General features: G+C 38.2%; 14 protein-coding genes. 11 read left to right on the forward strand and 3 right to left on the reverse strand.

Going from position 1 to position 16,958, the window contains the following annotated elements; all coding sequences use genetic code 11:
- Nucleotide 1: 1 nt before the first annotated feature.
- Both ASU31_RS08085 and ASU31_RS08090 read right to left on the reverse strand, forming a co-directional pair.
- On the reverse strand, nucleotides 2-712 hold the full coding sequence (locus ASU31_RS08085; RefSeq protein ID WP_057931853.1) for a hypothetical protein: 711 nt from the start codon (nucleotides 710-712) through the stop codon (nucleotides 2-4).
- Between the two features lie 6 nt (nucleotides 713-718).
- Entirely contained in the window at nucleotides 719-1,435 is a 717-nt protein-coding gene (locus ASU31_RS08090) for a hypothetical protein (protein ID WP_057931854.1), read from the reverse strand.
- A gap of 219 nt (nucleotides 1,436-1,654) precedes the next feature.
- Between ASU31_RS08090 and ASU31_RS08095 the strand changes: the two genes are divergently transcribed.
- The 6 genes from ASU31_RS08095 to ASU31_RS08125 all read left to right on the forward strand — a co-directional run bounded on the left by ASU31_RS08095 (nucleotide 1,655) and on the right by ASU31_RS08125 (nucleotide 7,255).
- Nucleotides 1,655-2,383: a lysophospholipid acyltransferase family protein gene (locus ASU31_RS08095; protein ID WP_057931855.1), complete on the forward strand. Its 729-nt coding sequence runs from the start codon at nucleotides 1,655-1,657 to the stop codon at nucleotides 2,381-2,383.
- A gap of 328 nt (nucleotides 2,384-2,711) precedes the next feature.
- Nucleotides 2,712-3,575: a YicC/YloC family endoribonuclease gene (locus tag ASU31_RS08105; RefSeq protein WP_057931857.1), complete on the forward strand. Its 864-nt coding sequence runs from the start codon at nucleotides 2,712-2,714 to the stop codon at nucleotides 3,573-3,575.
- 58 nt (nucleotides 3,576-3,633) lie between these two features.
- On the forward strand, nucleotides 3,634-4,200 hold the full coding sequence (gmk, locus tag ASU31_RS08110) for a guanylate kinase (protein ID WP_029275003.1): 567 nt from the start codon (nucleotides 3,634-3,636) through the stop codon (nucleotides 4,198-4,200).
- A gap of 164 nt (nucleotides 4,201-4,364) precedes the next feature.
- Nucleotides 4,365-4,937: a nicotinate (nicotinamide) nucleotide adenylyltransferase gene (nadD, locus tag ASU31_RS08115; protein ID WP_057931858.1), complete on the forward strand. Its 573-nt coding sequence runs from the start codon at nucleotides 4,365-4,367 to the stop codon at nucleotides 4,935-4,937.
- 142 nt (nucleotides 4,938-5,079) lie between these two features.
- Nucleotides 5,080-6,780, forward strand: a complete 1,701-nt coding sequence (locus ASU31_RS08120) for a glycoside hydrolase family 3 protein (protein ID WP_057931918.1) — start codon at nucleotides 5,080-5,082, stop codon at nucleotides 6,778-6,780.
- A 265-nt stretch (nucleotides 6,781-7,045) separates the two neighbouring features.
- A complete protein-coding gene (locus ASU31_RS08125) occupies nucleotides 7,046-7,255 on the forward strand; it encodes a hypothetical protein (protein WP_057931859.1) in 210 nt (69 codons plus the stop codon).
- 91 nt (nucleotides 7,256-7,346) lie between these two features.
- Here the strand turns inward: ASU31_RS08125 and ASU31_RS08130 are convergent, their stop codons facing one another.
- Nucleotides 7,347-7,880, reverse strand: coding sequence for a thioredoxin family protein (locus ASU31_RS08130; protein ID WP_057931860.1), 534 nt, complete (start codon nucleotides 7,878-7,880; stop codon nucleotides 7,347-7,349).
- 191 nt (nucleotides 7,881-8,071) lie between these two features.
- On the opposite strand from ASU31_RS08130, the gene ASU31_RS08135 reads away from it, so the two are divergent.
- The 5 genes from ASU31_RS08135 (at nucleotide 8,072) to ASU31_RS08155 (ending at nucleotide 16,670) form a co-directional block, all read left to right on the forward strand.
- Nucleotides 8,072-8,725 (forward strand): TatD family hydrolase, encoded by a 654-nt coding sequence (locus ASU31_RS08135; RefSeq protein ID WP_057931861.1) that lies wholly within the window; start codon nucleotides 8,072-8,074, stop codon nucleotides 8,723-8,725.
- A 163-nt stretch (nucleotides 8,726-8,888) separates the two neighbouring features.
- Nucleotides 8,889-9,683 (forward strand): tRNA threonylcarbamoyladenosine dehydratase, encoded by a 795-nt coding sequence (locus ASU31_RS08140; RefSeq protein ID WP_057931862.1) that lies wholly within the window; start codon nucleotides 8,889-8,891, stop codon nucleotides 9,681-9,683.
- A gap of 126 nt (nucleotides 9,684-9,809) precedes the next feature.
- Entirely contained in the window at nucleotides 9,810-13,028 is a 3,219-nt protein-coding gene (locus ASU31_RS08145; RefSeq protein ID WP_057931863.1) for a UvrD-helicase domain-containing protein, read from the forward strand.
- A 7-nt stretch (nucleotides 13,029-13,035) separates the two neighbouring features.
- Entirely contained in the window at nucleotides 13,036-15,891 is a 2,856-nt protein-coding gene (locus ASU31_RS08150) for a PD-(D/E)XK nuclease family protein (protein ID WP_057931919.1), read from the forward strand.
- 221 nt (nucleotides 15,892-16,112) lie between these two features.
- Entirely contained in the window at nucleotides 16,113-16,670 is a 558-nt protein-coding gene (locus tag ASU31_RS08155) for a GNAT family N-acetyltransferase (RefSeq protein WP_057931864.1), read from the forward strand.
- Nucleotides 16,671-16,958 lie beyond the last annotated feature (288 nt).

Consider the following 16,958-nt stretch of genomic DNA (forward strand, 5'->3'; position numbering starts at 1 on the left):
CCTACTTTCCCTTCCCTAACGTATCCGTAAATTTCTTCGAAGACTCTTTAATGTATTTAATGTAATCGTAACTGTTCCAGTATTGAGCCTTATCAAATTCCGGACGACAGTTTAACATGTATTTCTCTAAGGTATCGCCTCTCAATTCGGTATTGTTTTTAATAATACTCTGGTTGAAGTATACATCTATCTGCGATTGTTTGATTTCATTATCGGCATACCTGCCAAATCTCCGTGCATTTTTAGGATCAGTGCCAAATAAGTTATATAGTGCATTTAACGGACTGAATATAGCAGACAAAACGGTTGTTTTACCACCATTATATACACCCTTATTCTTAAATTCGCGTTTAATTTCGTCCAGATCCTCTTTTTTGGTATTTCCCCTTATGGTAACATCGGCTAGCGTAGTACTTCCTCTGACCAGATAAATTACCAGATCTTTTTCACTGTTTACCACCACACGCTGATCGATCAGATCCCTTTTAATTACCAGCAGCGTATCGCCGATTCTGGCTTTTAACTGGAACATACCGATATCATTACTGCCCACGCCAATTCCTGTACGCAGGTTGGTAATTTCGGATAAGGCAATCCTGATATTCGAACCTTTTTCGATCACCACACCTTTCACAATAAAATCCTGTGCCTTTGCGAAGAAGCTGATTGAGGTAAAAACGAAGAGTATAATGGCAAATTTAAAGTATTTCATGGTGTGTTAATTTGTATGTTTCAAAGTATCGGTATATTTCTTAGCCGATTCTTTGATGTATTTAACAGCATCGTAATTGCTCCAATTAATGGTCATGCTGCGTGTGGGGTAATAATCTAGCAAAAATTTGTCCAGATCTTTTCCTGTTAATGTAGTATTGTTCGAGACTAAACTTTTATTAAAAAATTTATCTACCTCGATTAAGCTCAGCTCCTTTTTATAATAACGGTTAAAATTACGCGCTCTTGCCGGTGTTTTTCCAAAAAGCTCATAAAAAAAAGTTATCGGACTTCCACCAAATGGATTTAATAAAATTAAAGGCGGTTTACCCGCATAAAATGAACCATTTCGTTTCAGATCACTTTTTATGCTTTCCATTTCCTGCTTTTTGGTCTGCCCTTTAACTGTAACCTCATCTAACATAGTACTTCCTCTGATCAGATAAACAACCAGGTCATCGTCTGTTTTAACCACCACTTTTTGCTCATTCAGGTTCCTTTTTTGAATTAATAGCGTATCGCCAATCCGGGTATTTAACTGAAACATGCCAATATCGTTACTTGTTGCACCCATTTTACTACGTATGTTGGTAATCCCAGCCAAAGCAATCCGCACATTTGAACCTTTTTCAATTACAACACCTTTAAGTACAAAATCCTGAGCCTTTATTTTTAAGCCCTGTATTAAGATGAACAATAGAGGAATAATTTTCAAATGCTTCATCGCGTTAAATGGCAAATTAAATTATCTGGTAGCGCAAATTGGTTTTCTATTTTAACAGCAGATCGGTTCTGTTGTTTGTTTTCTGCCCTAATTGTTACATCTTGACCAAAAAACTAATTTATCATTCCTTAATGAAGGGAAATACTTTCCTATCTACCGATATTTTTGTAAAATTAACATTTGTTAACCTTGCAAACTGTTAAATAAACGTTAATAAACATGAGAAAACTAGTGGGTGGATTTTATTTACTCTATTCGGCAATTGTATTTTTTATACTCATGCTTATTGTTTGCCCCTTTATTCTGATCAGTACAGGTATTTTTAAGGAGAAAACAGGAAGAAAAATTTCTTTCTATTTTCTAAAATTCTGGGCTTGGGCTTTTAGCCTTTTCACTTTTCTATGGTTTTCTGCCGAAGGAGAAAAAATTGACACTTCGCGGGCTTATATCTACCTAGGCAATCACAGTTCGTTCTTAGATGCTGTTGCCATTGTAATCTGCATTCCACAGGCCTTCAGTCCACTAGGAAAGATCGAAATGCTTAAAATCCCGGTATTTGGTTGGATTTACAAACGTTTAGTGGTGATGATCGACCGAAGTAGCAGAGAAAGCCGCGACCATTCTGTAGCTGAACTGAGAAAAGACCTGGCCGATGGACAATCAATTTTGATATTCCCCGAAGGAACAATGAACAAATCAAACAAGCCTTTAAATCCATTTTATGATGGCGCCTTTCGCTTAGCCATAGAAACCCAAACACCGATTTTACCTTTTGCGATATTGAACAGTAAAGCCCACTTACCAAGGACAAACCCACTTCTACTCAACCCCGGGATGATTAGAACAGTATTTGGAGGAGCCATTGAGGCAAAGGGATTGGTTGCTGAAGATATTGAAGAACTGAAGTGTAAAACATTTAATGTCATTTTGAGCTTGTTGGAAAAGTAAGATCATATTTCATCTATCAGGAAATGAAAGTCCACTCCCATCAGGTTTAAACAAGCTGCTTTCCACTTTGCAGGTAACAGGCCCAAGCCAAGAGCAGCTCTGCTTTGTGCCTAAACCCGATTGAAATGAAAAGCCCGCATCCCGATTTTCATCGGGAGAGGACTTGAAATGAAAAGCGGGGCTGCAATACCCGAAGAAACGCTGAACGCCTGTTTTCCAAATTCCAACAATCATTTCTTTAAACTACTACCTTCCACAATCCTAACACCCAATCCATTATTATTTCTCCTTTCGGCTTAAAACCCTATCTTTGCGCATGATAAAATCCATGACAGGATACGGCTTAGCAACAGCCGATTATGCAAATGCGAAGTATAGTGTCGAAATCAAATCGCTCAACAGTAAATTCCTGGAGCTGAATTTAAAATATCCTAAAGCTTTTTCTGATAAAGAGCTGATTCTGCGCAACATCTGCAGTAAAGACATCGAAAGAGGAAAAGTAAGTTTAAGCATCAATGTAGAACGTACCAATGGTGAAGTTACGGGTGCTACCATCAATACGGCGTTATTAAGCCACTACTACAAACAGCTTATTGCCGTTAACAACGAATTGGGTGCTGATAGCAGTAATTTATTGCAAACCGCATTAACTTTTCCTGATGTAATCAGTTACAAGGAAGAAAGTGTAAGTGAGGATGAGTGGAACCATTTATTTCAGATTTTTACTTCGGCTTTGGCCAATTTCAATAAATTCAGAGAAGATGAAGGCTCAGTTTTAAAGGCCGATTTAGAGCTGAGAATTAAAAATATTCTTTCTTATTTCAAATCTGTTGAGGAATTAGAGCCTAAAAGGATTACCGCTATCCGTGATAAATTTACACAGTTTTTGGATGATGCTGTTGGTAAGGTAAATATCGATCAGAACCGTTTCGAACAGGAATTGATCTACTATATTGACAAAATAGACATTACCGAAGAAAAAACACGTTTAAAAAGCCACTGCGATTATTTCTTGCAAACTTTAGCAAGCAAAGAAGCAAACGGCAAAAAAATGGGTTTCATTTCTCAGGAAATTGGAAGAGAAATTAATACCATGGGTGCTAAAGCAAACGACGCCCAGATGCAACAATTTGTTGTAGGTATGAAAGAAGAATTAGAAAAGATAAAAGAACAGTTATTGAATGTGTTGTAGTGTTAGGCGGTGAGCGATAAGCGCTTAACGCCAGACGCCATTCGCAAAAATTTTAAAAATGCAAGGCAAATTAATCATATTTTCGGCACCATCAGGAGCAGGTAAAACCACTATAGTACATCATTTATTAACGAAATTTCCTGAGCTGAGCTTTTCTATTTCTGCAACCACCCGCGAATTGAGAGGTGCTGAAACACATGAAAACGATTACTATTTTATTAGCAAGGAAGAGTTTTTGCACAAAGTAGCCCGCCAGGAGTTTGTGGAGTTTGAAGAAGTTTATAATGGAACTTTTTATGGCACCTTACGTTCAGAAATAGAACGCATCTGGAATGATGGCAAACATGTTATTTTCGATATTGATGTAGAAGGCGGTATCCGTTTAAAAAGAAAATATGAGGAAGATGCTTTGGCAATTTTTGTTCAGCCACCATCATTGGATGTTTTAAAAGAACGTTTAAGTGGCCGCGGAACAGATAGTCCGGAAAAATTACAGGAACGTTTTATCAAAGCTGAAAAAGAATTGCTTTATGCAGATAAATTTGATGTGATTTTAAAAAATTACGATCTGGCTACAGCTTGTGCGGAAGCGGAGCAATTGGTAGGAGATTTTTTGAAGAAATAGTTTTCTAAAGAAAAATAGATTTTTTTTAAATTAATCCGTCATTGCGAACCGCAGCGACGGAAAAAGAGCATAAGGGTGAAGCAATCTTTTTTGCAAAATAGATTGCTTCGGCTCCCTCAGCCCAGCCTCGCAATGACGGATCATAAATACTGAAAACCGCAAACATGAAAACTGGTCTTTTCTTTGGTTCATACAACCCCATCCATACCGGGCATTTAATTATTGCCAATTATATGGCTAACCATACTGAGCTTGATGAAGTGTGGTTGGTGGTTTCTCCACATAATCCCTTAAAAGACAAAAGTGGTTTAACCAATATGTACGACCGTTTGGAAATGGCCAAACTGGCGACAGAAAATGCAGAACATATCCGTGTGAGCGATATTGAATTTGCATTGCCGCAGCCATCTTACACCATCGATACCTTAACCTATCTTCATGAGAAATATCCTGAAAAGGAGTTTGTGTTGATTATGGGTGCAGATAATCTGGTATCATTCAAAAAATGGAAAAACTACGAGGTGCTTTTAAAAAACTATCAGATTTACGTTTACCCACGCCCTGAGGCGAATGTAAGTGAATGGGAAAATCATCCTTCCATCACTTTTACCAAAACCCCTTTAATGGAAATTTCGTCAACTTTTATCCGCAAAGCCATTAAAGAGAAAAAGAATGTTCAGTTTTTTCTGCCCGATAAAGTGATCGATTTCATTGAAGGCAAGGGCATGTATAAATAGCAGAGACCAATATTTCTAATCTATACAGCATTAAAAAAGCAACAGGCTTACAACACATTGTATTAAATCGATTACTTGGATTGGTTTTTGTTTAATTCGCCTTTTGATTACTAATTTAGCGGCAGCAGATACAACAAAACACGTGAAAAAAAACTTATTTATACTCATTGCCCTTTGTGGCGCTGCATTTTCGGCAAGCGCACAACAGAAAACCTACTTAGAATTATTGGCTAATCAACCTAAATGGGTAGATTCGGTTTTTAACAAACTTAACCGCAGAGAGCGTATTGCACAGATGTTCTTTGTTAGAGCCCATACCAATTTGGGTAAAAAATATACCGATTCGGTTGGTCAGGTAATTAAAAAAGAACAATTGGGTGGGGTTATCTTTTTTCAGGGAGGCCCTGGTCGACAGGTTTTAGCCACCAATGCCTATCAAAAATTAAGCAGGGTACCATTAATTGTGGCAAATGATGGGGAATGGGGCCTGGGCATGCGCCTTGATAGTACCATTTCTTATCCTTATCAAATGACTCTGGGGGCGATCCAAAACAAGGAGCTTTTGTATAAAATGGGCCTGGAAGTGGCCAAAGATTACAAACGCATGGGTATGCAGATGAATTTAGCCCCCGATGCCGACATCAACAACAATCCCAAAAACCCGGTAATCAACTACCGCTCTTTCGGCGAAAACAAATACAACGTAACCACTAAGGTTGCCGCTTATATGAAAGGCATGCAGGATGGTGGTTTATTAACTACGTTGAAACATTTCCCTGGTCATGGCGATACTGATGTAGATTCGCACTACGATTTACCACAGCTTACTTTCTCTGCTACACGTTTAGATACATTGGAGATGTATCCGTTTAAAGAGTTGATTAAACAAGGTGCGTCGGGTGTGATGATTGCCCACATGAACATCCCATCGTTAGATGCTACACCAAACCTACCTTCTACCTTATCTAAACCGATTGTTACAGGCATTTTGAAGCAAAAATTAGGCTTTAAAGGTTTGATTATCTCTGACGCGATGGATATGAAAGGCGTGGTAAAATATTTCAAAGATGGTGAAGCTGATTTAATGGGTATCATTGCCGGAAACGATATTATTGAACTATCTGAAAATAGCGACAGGGCCATTAAATTGGTGCGTAAAGCCGTAAGACAGGATCGTGTAAGCATGGCCGAAGTAGACCAGAGTGTGCGTAAAATATTGACCGCAAAATACTGGGCAGGCCTGGCCAAACGCGATACGATTGTAACCCAAGGTGTTGTTGCAGGTGTAAACCGCAAGTCTAGCAATGCTTTGGTACAAGAGCTGGCCAATGCATCGGTAACGCTGTTAAAAGGTAAAGATTATATCAAGCGCCTCATCCCGATCAGAAGAACAGCCATTATCAGCATCGGTGTACCATCGGTTACCACTTTCCAAAAAGAGGTTTCGAAAGGTTATTATAACTCTGTTTATTATGTGCTGGATAAAGATGCCAGTGCTACTCAGATTTCGAACATCGCCCGCGAAATCGGCGCATTTGATCAGGTGATTGTGGGTATTCACGATAGTCGTGCAAGACCAGCCAATAATATTCAGCTAAATGCAGGCGTAAAGAATTTTATTAAAGAATTATCGGCAAAGAATGCTGTTTTTGCGCTCTTTGCAAATCCATATAATCTGGCTGGTTTATCAGGGTTGGAAAACAGTAAAGGTTTGGTTGTTGCCTATCAAAAAGAAGATTATATGCAAATTTCAGCTGCTGCCGTAATTAATAACAGATTGGTACCAACAGGAAAGTTGCCTGTAGGCGTGGCGCCGTTTTATAAATTTGGGGATGGATTATAGGTTTTGCCACTAAGACACAAAGAATTAATATCAGGTGAAAATATTTTGTCATTCTGAGCGCAGCGAAGAATCTTTTGCCACAGAGAAGTGGATTAATATTCCGCATTAGCCTCAACCATGTCATTACCCTGACCTGTAGCGAAGCGGAAAGCTACGTAGTAAATTTATTTCAGGATCTCTATTAATAGCTTTACCTTCAGCCTTTTAGATTTCCCTAAAACAATTTCACTCTCAAAACGATTATCTAACATAAAACCTTAATGTTATGATAGATCCAGAAGACGACAATTATTCAAACGATCCAAACGATGCTTTACGCAGAGAAGATGATGTTGAAAATATCAATGAAATTAATGGCGACGACACCAGCATTGAACATGATAAAGATCTGCTGGAACAAGCTGACGAAGCATCTAGGGCTTCTTATGAGTTAAACCTCGATGATGAGCTAGATGAAGATGATTTAGACGATTAACAAAAAAGCCATCCCGATTTTTACATCAGGACGGCTTTTTATATTCTTTACCAGGCCTTACCATAAACCTTACGCCTTTTACCTTAAACCTTTACTTAGCCTTCGGCTTATAAGTTTCGGGATTAACCGCGGTGGTTGTCCATCCTTTTAAAAATGAAGTGATTTTCTTTACATCGTGTCCAACTTTCTTTTTACCATTGGCTGCTAATTCATCTGTTTCCAGGTAAGAAGAATTTTCGATATGCAATACTTTTCCTTTGCCGTCCAAAATCAAAAATACCGGAAAACCAAAACGTTGAGGGTAGCCTAAGCTAGCTAAAACAGTTTCATTTTTATTTTCAGGGCTGTAATTAACCAAAACGGTTTCAAAATTATCGTTAATGTATTTTTTCAGCGTTGCTGTGCTGTCAACCAGATTATGAAAGGCAATACACCAACTGCACCAGTTACCACCAACCTGTAACAAAACATGTTTATTTTCTTTGGCAGCTTTTGCAACCGCAGCAGCAATTTCAGCTTTAGCATCCGCTTGTGGATTATAGATATGAACGCCTTCTTTTTTCGCCTGACTAAACGCCGTTGTCGAAATCAACACAGCAGTTAATAAAATGATTAATTTTTTCATGATTTTCGATGAATAATAATAGCAAATGTAATAAAGTCTAGTATTACAATGGATTATTCGCGAATTCTTTACAGAGCAGAAACATTGGTCATTGATGGAATTGTCTTAACAAGGAGAGATTAATTCAAGACGTTTTTACTTTTACCACCTTCCATTCTCCATCTTCCATTTTTACCTATCTTTGTTTTCCAATGGATTTTTTAGACATACATACCCACAAAGTTGCCACCCAACCTGGGGTAATCAGCATTCAAAGTTTGTCATTAACCATCGATATCTTTTTAGCGATGCCTAAAACCAAGCCAATTTCGGTTGGGCTGCATCCCTGGTTTGCTAAAATTGATCACTTGGAGCTCCAAATGAAATATTTAACTGTTGTGGTCAATCAACCCAATGTTAAACAGATCGGCGAATGCGGTTTAGATCGTTTGAGGGGTGAAAACCTGGAAAATCAGACCATAATCTTAGAAAAACAGATCGAATTGGCAGAAAAAATCAATAAACCATTGATTTTACATTGTGTTAAATGCTTTTCAGAGTTAATTGCAATTAAAGAACGATTAAAAGTCAAGGTACCGATGATTATCCATGGTTTTAATAAAAATGAGCAGCTTGGCCAACAGTTAATTGATAAAGGTTTCCTTCTTTCCTTTGGAATAACTGCTTTAAAAGAAAATTCGGGCGCAGCTAAGCTGATTCAAAGTACCGATCAATTTTTCCTGGAAACTGATGATTCGGATATCTCAATTGAAGAAATTTACCAAGCCGCAGCCATTTTAAAAAAATGTAGCATTGATGAGCTTAAAGCTCGTATTTTTGCAGACTGGAAAAACTTAAAAAGTTAACCACGAGGCAGAAACCACGGGAGAAAATATTTCCGTGTTAATTCGTGTCTCCGTGGCAAAAATATAATAAAAAACGAACCACAGATTAGCACAGATACACACAGATAAAAACCCAAAATCTGTGTTCATCCTTTTCATCTGTGGTTAAATATGAAAAATTAATATGTCTGATGTTAGCTGGCTTTCGCGCTCTGCCCTCCTTGTTGGAAATGATGGAATAGAAAAACTCCAATCGAAACATGTTTTAGTGATCGGTTTGGGCGGTGTAGGTTCTTTTGCTGCCGAATTTATCTGCCGTTCAGGCGTTGGCGAAATGACCATTGTTGATGGCGATGTAGTTGACCCAACCAACCGGAACAGGCAGCTGCCTGCTTTGGCGACCAATCATGGTGTGAGCAAAGCCGCAATTATGCAAGAGCGTTTATTGGCTATTAATCCCGAACTAAAACTTCATGTTGTAAATACTTTTCTTACCCCAGAGAAATGCAGGGAAATTTTAGAAACTGGCTTTGATTACATTATGGATTGCATTGACAGTGTAATGCCAAAAATCACTTTACTGGGAACAGCATTGGAAAAGAACATTCCTATTGTTAGCTCAATGGGTGCAGGTGGCAAAATGGATCCCACCAGAATAAGGATTACATTACTTCCTGATACTTATCAATGCGTTTTTGCGAGTTATGTGCGTAAAAGGTTGAACAAACTTGCAAATGCAAGCAAAATAAAGGCTGTTTTCTCAACTGAAGAAATGGATAAAAACTCAATGATCATGACTGATGGGAGTAATTTCAAGCGCTCCGCTTATGGCACGGTTTCTTACCTGCCTGCAGCATTTGGTGGTGCCTGCGCCTCGGTTGTAATACGTGATCTGCTTGGTCTGCCAATCGAAATGGCCGAACGCCCCGCAAGGATCAGCCATAAAACACTCAATAAACGGAAAAGTAAAAAATCCTGATCCAGAAGAATTATTGATATCATGATTTCGAGAAAATTTTAAATTGTTGTAAGTTAGGGTAAGATTAAACCACCCTGCCCTACGGGCACCTCCCGATTTACAATCGGGAGGAATTAAGAAAGACATATGCCCCAACCCCTCAAAATTCTTCAGGCCTCCGCAGGTTCAGGTAAAACGTTCAGCTTAACTGCACACTACCTCACGCTGCTTTTTAGTGGAGACAATAAGTACCGCGAAATTTTAGCGGTAACCTTTACCAATAAGGCCACCGAGGAAATGAAAACCAGGATTTTGGAAGTATTGCTCGGACTGGCAAAAGGCAATCCATCGAAAAAAATCGAAGACTATCGGAAACTCATTTTACTTGCCTATCCGATATTAAGCCCGCAGGAATTACAGTTTAGGGCTGACAAGATCTACCGAAAAATTTTGCACGATTACAGCCGTTTTTCGGTAAGTACGATTGATGGTTTTGTGCAAAAAGTAATCCGTGGTTTTGCTTTCGAGTTGGGACTAAATGCCGATTATAATTTAGAAATGAATTATGACAAGGTTAAAGATGACCTTGTAAATAAACTGGACGAAGCTTTAGACCATAATAATCAGCTCTTACAATGGATCATTGATCTGGCTATCGAGCGTATCAGCGACAATAAAAGCTGGAACTATAAATTCGAACTTTATAACCTGATCGGAGAGATATTCTCTGAACGTTTCCAGATCTTTGAAGATGCGGTAAGTACGCTCGGTTTGGAAAACATCGATGAATTATTTAAAAAATATATCAGTGTTACCAAGGCTGAAATCAAGAACTTTGAAGAGGAACTGATTTCTCTGGCAACCGAAGCGAATGAAGCCCTGAATGTAATCGGTGTAGAAACCGAACATCTCAAAGGGAAATCGCGTAGTCCGCTTGCTAAAATTATCCTGGTAGCCAGAGGCGATTTTTCCAAGATAGAACCACTATTCAATTTAATCGACGAACCCGATGAGTGGTTTCAAAAAAATGTAAATTTTCCAGAGGCTTATGATACGGTAAATCCGATCCTCCAGAAATTAAAAACGCATTATTTAGCACATTTACCAAATTATAGCCTGGCCATCGCTTTTAATAAAAATCTTTACTATTTAAGGTTGATGCAGGAAATTGCCGTACTATTAAAAGCGTACCGTGCTGAAAATGACAATCTGCTCATTAGCGATGCACAAAAACTGATTTCCGGAATTACCGAAGATGCAGGCGATAACCCTTCTTTTATCTGGGAAAAAGTGGGTAACCGCTACCGTAATTTTTTATTCGACGAATTTCAGGATACCTCTACCAGCCAGTGGGGAAGTTTTAAATCGCTCTTAACAAATGCGATGGCCACGCCTAGTCAGGATCTGATCGATCACCTGATTGTTGGCGATACCAAACAATCTATTTACCGTTGGCGCAATGGCGACTGGAACATCCTGCATAAACATGCCAAGTTAGATGTTGGTGCAGAGAATGTATTGGAGGAAAGTTTGGAAGAAAATTATAGAAGTGCCGAGAACATCATCACTTTTAACAATTTCCTTTACAAGGCCATCCCTTTAACCCTGCAGAATGAACTGAACGAAAATCTGGCAGCCAAACCTGAAAGCATCTCTAAATGGTGGCAGGAACAGCATTATCAACAGATTATTACCGATATTTATAGCGGCTCAACCCAAAACTTTGCCACCAATACCTTAAAAGGCGGAACAATCAAGATTAAAAAGTTCGGAAAAGATCATGCACCTAATGAAACGCGTTTTACCGAAACCGTTTTCAGGGACATTGCTTTAGACGATATTGTTGAAGAAATAAATCATCTCAAAAACCACCAGCAGTATGCCCTAAAGGACATTGCCATTTTGGTTCGTTCGAACAGTGAAGCCTTGCTGACGGTTAAAAAATTAATGGGGCATAACTTACCGGTTTTATCGGGCGATGCTTTATTGATTTCGAACAACTCAGCTATACAGCTCATCATCAACACTTTAAAAATACTGATTGGTTTAGAATCGCAAACAGCATTGTACAAAGCCAATTGTATTGCGCTGTACCATTCCTTGCACGAGAAAGAGATCAATGCCAATTATTATTTAAACCTTAACAATAAGCCTTTAAACACACTCACCGAGGTTTTACCTGTAGCTTTGTGCGAGAACTGGCAAAGCTGGTTACAGCTTCCCCTGGCTGAGCTGGTTGAGATTTTAATTGAAAGCTATGGATTAAAAAACCTGACCGCCAATTTACCCTATTTGTTGGCTTTTAGAGACCTCACCGCTTCTGCAGGCAAGCTTGGCGAAAAAGGTATTATTTCCTTTTTAACCTGGTGGGAAGAAGACGGCATCAAAAAATCACTACCCTCACCAGAAGGTGCAGATGCCATACAGATCATCACCATACATAAATCTAAAGGGCTGGCCTTTAGGGCTGTTTTTGTCCCGTTTTGCAATTGGGAGATTAAAGGTAAACCTAATGGCACTTTTTGGGTATCTTCAGAAGAAACAGTTTACAAGGAACTTAAGGGAATTCCTTTAAAATACAATGAAGCCTTGGCAGATTCGGCAATCGCGAGAGCATATTATGAGGAATTACTTTATAACAACATGGATGCCCTTAATATGTTATATGTGGCTACTACACGATCAAAAGATTACCTCTACATTGCCACAATGGCAAAAAAGGAATTGAAATTATCCAACATGGGCGATGTGATCAATTTTACTTTCGATGAGCAGTTTGATGAAAATGGCGTGTACGAAATTGTTGATTATGTATCCGTTGAAAGCAAATCAGAGGATTCGGATTTTATCAATTTAAATAGTTATCCAACCACAACCCGCTTATCAGAGTTATATATCCCTTCAGAAGACAAACATTTAAAGCATTTGGTCAATATTGAAAAATCAGGAAGAAAAGGTTCGTTGTTACATGATATCCTGGCCAGTGCCAGTACTTCAAAAGAGGTAAGTGATTATACAAGCAATCTGGTTTTGCAAGGCATTATCAAGGAAGAAGAAAAGCAGAAATTAATCGATGCGGCACTTGAAGTATTAAACAATCCGGAACTTAAGGCCATTTTAGCCGAGGCGGGCGAAAGTATCGTAGAAAAAAATATTATTGATGCCCACGGTAAGCTTCATCGCCCTGACAGGGTTTTGATCAATGCTGATGAAGTAATTATTCTGGATTACAAATTTACTTTGGAAGAAAGTGACAAACACATCGAGCAGGTAAATAGTTATAGAATATTACTTACAGAAATGGGTTATCAAAATATCAGAACCTATCTTTTCTATGCAGTTAAAGGCAAATTGAAATTAGTATAATATGCAGATGAAACCATTTTTACAGGAAGTTGCCGAAGATTTAGTGGCCAGATTTGGGAATCAGCTGGAAAACTGTGCCATTGTTTTTAACAATAAACGTCCATCAGCCTATTTGCAGAAACACTTTGCCGATATTATCGGCAAGCCATTTTTCAGTCCATCTTTTTTTACCATACAAGAATTTTTCGCCAGTTCTACCAGTTATAAAATAGCAGACTTTTATCTCCAGTTTTTTACTTTACACCGTATTTATAACCAACTGCTTGCCGAAGAGCAACTGGAAAGTATTTCCAGCCATAAGTTTTTTCCTTTGGCCAAAATTATCCTAAGTGACTTTAATCAGATTGATGCTGATTTGGTTGATGCAGCGAAATTATACCGCGATCTGGAAGATATTTCGGTTATCAATAAAGATTTCGATTATTTAAGCCCTGAGCAGTACGAATTTCTTTCCCAGTTCTGGACATCCTATTCTGAAGGAAAACACAAAAAACAGCAGGAACTGTTCATCAAGATGTGGCGCAGGATGCCCAAACTTTACCATAAATACCATGCTACACTTAAAGAGCAGGGCTATTTAACCAATGGTTCGGTTTATCGCCACCTGGCCGATGACATTACCAATCACCAGCAGTTTATTTCGAATTTTGATAAGGGCAAGATCATTTTTGTAGGTTTTAATGCTTTGAGCAGCGCCGAAGCCAAAATATTTACCCAGCTACAAGAAGCTGACAAAGCATTGTTTTATTTTGATGCTGATACTTATTATTTGGATGATATATCGCAGGAAGCCGGTTTGTTCTTACGCAAAAACATTAATCAGCTTGGCCTAAAAAATGTGTTTGCTGAACAGGAAAGTTTAATGAAAACCGCAGAACACCATGTGAATGTTTTCAAAGTCCAGGGGCAATCGGCACAGGCCAAAATCCTGAATAATATTTTAGAGGAAGATTATACAGATACTGAAACTGTTGGCAAAACAGTAGTGGTTTTGGCAGATGAGAGTCTGTTGATCCCAACTTTGCAGACGATTCCAACCACATTTAACGGAAAAGAAATTGATCTTAATGTAACGATGGGCTTTGCGCTGTCAACCTCAAGCATTTTTGGTTTGGTTGATTTATGGTTGGGAAGTCAGTTGGAGATTTTACAGCGGAATAAAGTAAGCTATAAAAATGTAGAAGCTTTTTTAACCCATCCCTTAACAGGCCTTACCCAAAAAATGCGGGATAAAATTTTAACCGCGTTGTTGGAAGAAAACCAGGTGGAGATCGATCATAAACGATTATTACGCCAAAGCGGGCTGTTTGAAATTTTTTATAAAAAAATAGATAATCCGCAGCATGTAGTAACCAATTTACTCGATGTATTGGATTATGTGTTAACAAGATTATCGAATGCAAAAACATTAAAAAAAATCGATGCAGAACTATTCGTAAAAACCATTCAGGAGTTAAATAGACTACACGATACTTTTAGCAACCACATCGGTAAAGAGGAAATCCCTTTTGTAATTTACCTCGTTCAAAAATCGCTACAGGCCATTGCGGTACCGCTTTCAGGCGATCCGTTAAACGGGATACAGGTAATGGGATTACTCGAAACGCGAAACTTAAATTTCGATAAAGTAGTAATTTTGGGCTTCAACGAAGGTATTATTCCAAAATCATCCATTGGTAATAGTTTTATTCCCGATTCTATACGTCGTGTTTACGGCCTTCCGGTTCTTGAAAATCTTGATGCCATTTCCGCTTATATGGTATACCGTCTATTACAGAGAGCAAAGAATATCAATTTTGTCTATAATAGCTTAACAGATGAGTCTACTTCAGGCGAAGCCAGCAGAATCTTAAAGCAGCTCGAGTACGAAAGTGGTTTCGATTTTGCTTATAATGAGCTTAATCTGGAGGTAAAAACCGAGTCTTTTAAGGAAGTAAAGATCGAGAAAACCAATAATGCCTTTATCCAGGAAACGCTTCAGAAATACCTCGATAAAAAGAAGGTGCTTTCGCCATCGGCACTTACCCAATACATCTCCAACCCGATAGACTTCTTTTTCAATTACATTGCAGGCATTAAAGAGCCTAAAGAGGTTAGCGCAGTGGTAGAAGCCAACGAAATCGGCTCGATTTTACACAAAGTGATGGAGTATTTTTACGAGGATTTAAGATCGGCTGAAATTACTGCAGAGCGGATTAAAGAAAAGCGGAAACAGATTCCCGCTTTAATACAAAAAGGTTTTAATGCAGTGATGTTTAAAAATCCCGATACAGTGATGGAATATAAGGGAATGCAAAAGGTAATTTTATCAATTGTTGATGCTTATGTAAACATCATTTTAAATCAGGATGAAGCCCAAACGCCATTTACGATCATTAGCCTAGAGCAAAAAGTAGAAGCCGAAATCAGTTTCCCCCTTAAAGGAAGAGAAGCCAGCGTTAAAATATTTGGTTTCATAGACCGTGTTGATGTAAAAGATGGGGTAACAAAAATTATTGATTACAAAACCGGAAGTGATAAGTTAACCTTTAAAGACATCCCTGAATTATTCAATTCTGATGGTAAACATATCAACAAAGCTTTAATCCAAACTTTATTGTACACCTATGCTTATGAACAATTCTCGGGCAGAACTTTTGTGGAGCCCAACCTGTATGTAGTAAAAACAATGAGCGTAGATGGCGTTTGGTTTAAGTCAGGCAGGCAAAATCTATCCGGAGCTTATTTAGAAGAAATTAAACCGGAATTTCTTGCTGAGTTAAGAAAAAAGTTAACCGAACTTTTCGAAGCACCTTATTTCGTTGCCAGTGCCGTTGAGGATAATTACAAATATTCTATTTACAAAACGCTGTTTGGGAAATAGTTTCAACCGCAAAGAAATAAAGTAAATCGCAAAAAGCGCCAAGTGCTTAGTAAAATAACCACAGAGCACACAAAGTAAGCCGCAGATTACTCGGAGCTGGATTGAAAAATATCAACTTCATGCCCTCCGTGAAAACCTCCGTGTGCTCTGTGGTAAAACAAAACTTTGTGTTCTTTGCGAAAAACTTTGCGCGCTTTGCGGTTAATCTCTTAAATTTAAAAATGCTAACCTTAAATTTCACAAAATTTCCCATACTCGAAACTGAACGATTAATTCTCCGCGAACACGATCTTGCTGATGCCGAAGCCCTTTTTGCCATGCGCACCAATGAAACGGTAATGAAATATATTGACAGAGAAAGACCCAAAGATATTTTTGAGATCAAAGATTTTATCTCACGTTTCAGAAATGGATACGAAAATGGCGATAACCTGGCTTGGGTAATCGCCTTAAAAGAAAATCCCAAACAAATGATCGGATCCGTAGGTTATTGGCGCACTGATTTTGCAAATCACAGGGCTGAAATTGGTTACATGCTCCATCCCGATTATTGGAGAAAAGGAATTATTTCGGAAGCATTAAAGAAATCAATTGCATTTGGATTTGAGGTGGTTAACCTACACACCATCAGCGCCAATATTAATGTAGAAAACGATGCTTCAAGGCAGATGCTTATTAAACACGGATTTGTAAAAGAAGCACATTTTAAGCAAGATTATTATTTTAAGGGCAAGTTTCTTGATAGCGAAATTTATGGTTTAATAAACCCAGATCATTAAATTTAGATAACAATCCCAACTAACTGCTTTAAGCCTTGTTCTTAGAAATTAAAATATGCCCTGGTGATGAACCAGTTTTTTCTATTTTAAATAATAGCAGTAATGTTATTCATTTTGAAGAAGATATTTCGAAAAAAGCACAAGCTTTGATACAATAAGCTAACCAAAAACACAATCGCCCAATATTATTTCTTCTTTTAGCAGATAAACAAAAAATACAGCCTCAAAAAGCCTGAATAATTAAGCAGATCGCCTATAATTATTACAAAACATAGGCATTTTAGCCTT

The sequence above is a fragment of the Pedobacter ginsenosidimutans genome (genome assembly GCF_001442625.1).
GTDB lineage: Bacteria > Bacteroidota > Bacteroidia > Sphingobacteriales > Sphingobacteriaceae > Pedobacter > Pedobacter ginsenosidimutans.

Coding starts and splice junctions, on each gene's coding strand:
- ASU31_RS08085 (WP_057931853.1), bottom strand. CDS start 712: ATGAAATACTTTAAATTTGCCATTATACTCTTCGTTTTTACCTCAATC.
- ASU31_RS08090 (WP_057931854.1), bottom strand. CDS start 1,435: ATGAAGCATTTGAAAATTATTCCTCTATTGTTCATCTTAATACAGGGC.
- ASU31_RS08095 (WP_057931855.1), top strand. CDS start 1,655: ATGAGAAAACTAGTGGGTGGATTTTATTTACTCTATTCGGCAATTGTA.
- ASU31_RS08105 (WP_057931857.1), top strand. CDS start 2,712: ATGACAGGATACGGCTTAGCAACAGCCGATTATGCAAATGCGAAGTAT.
- gmk (WP_029275003.1), top strand. CDS start 3,634: ATGCAAGGCAAATTAATCATATTTTCGGCACCATCAGGAGCAGGTAAA.
- nadD (WP_057931858.1), top strand. CDS start 4,365: ATGAAAACTGGTCTTTTCTTTGGTTCATACAACCCCATCCATACCGGG.
- ASU31_RS08125 (WP_057931859.1), top strand. CDS start 7,046: ATGATAGATCCAGAAGACGACAATTATTCAAACGATCCAAACGATGCT.
- ASU31_RS08130 (WP_057931860.1), bottom strand. CDS start 7,880: ATGAAAAAATTAATCATTTTATTAACTGCTGTGTTGATTTCGACAACG.
- ASU31_RS08135 (WP_057931861.1), top strand. CDS start 8,072: ATGGATTTTTTAGACATACATACCCACAAAGTTGCCACCCAACCTGGG.
- ASU31_RS08140 (WP_057931862.1), top strand. CDS start 8,889: ATGTCTGATGTTAGCTGGCTTTCGCGCTCTGCCCTCCTTGTTGGAAAT.
- ASU31_RS08145 (WP_057931863.1), top strand. CDS start 9,810: ATGCCCCAACCCCTCAAAATTCTTCAGGCCTCCGCAGGTTCAGGTAAA.
- ASU31_RS08150 (WP_057931919.1), top strand. CDS start 13,036: ATGAAACCATTTTTACAGGAAGTTGCCGAAGATTTAGTGGCCAGATTT.
- ASU31_RS08155 (WP_057931864.1), top strand. CDS start 16,113: ATGCTAACCTTAAATTTCACAAAATTTCCCATACTCGAAACTGAACGA.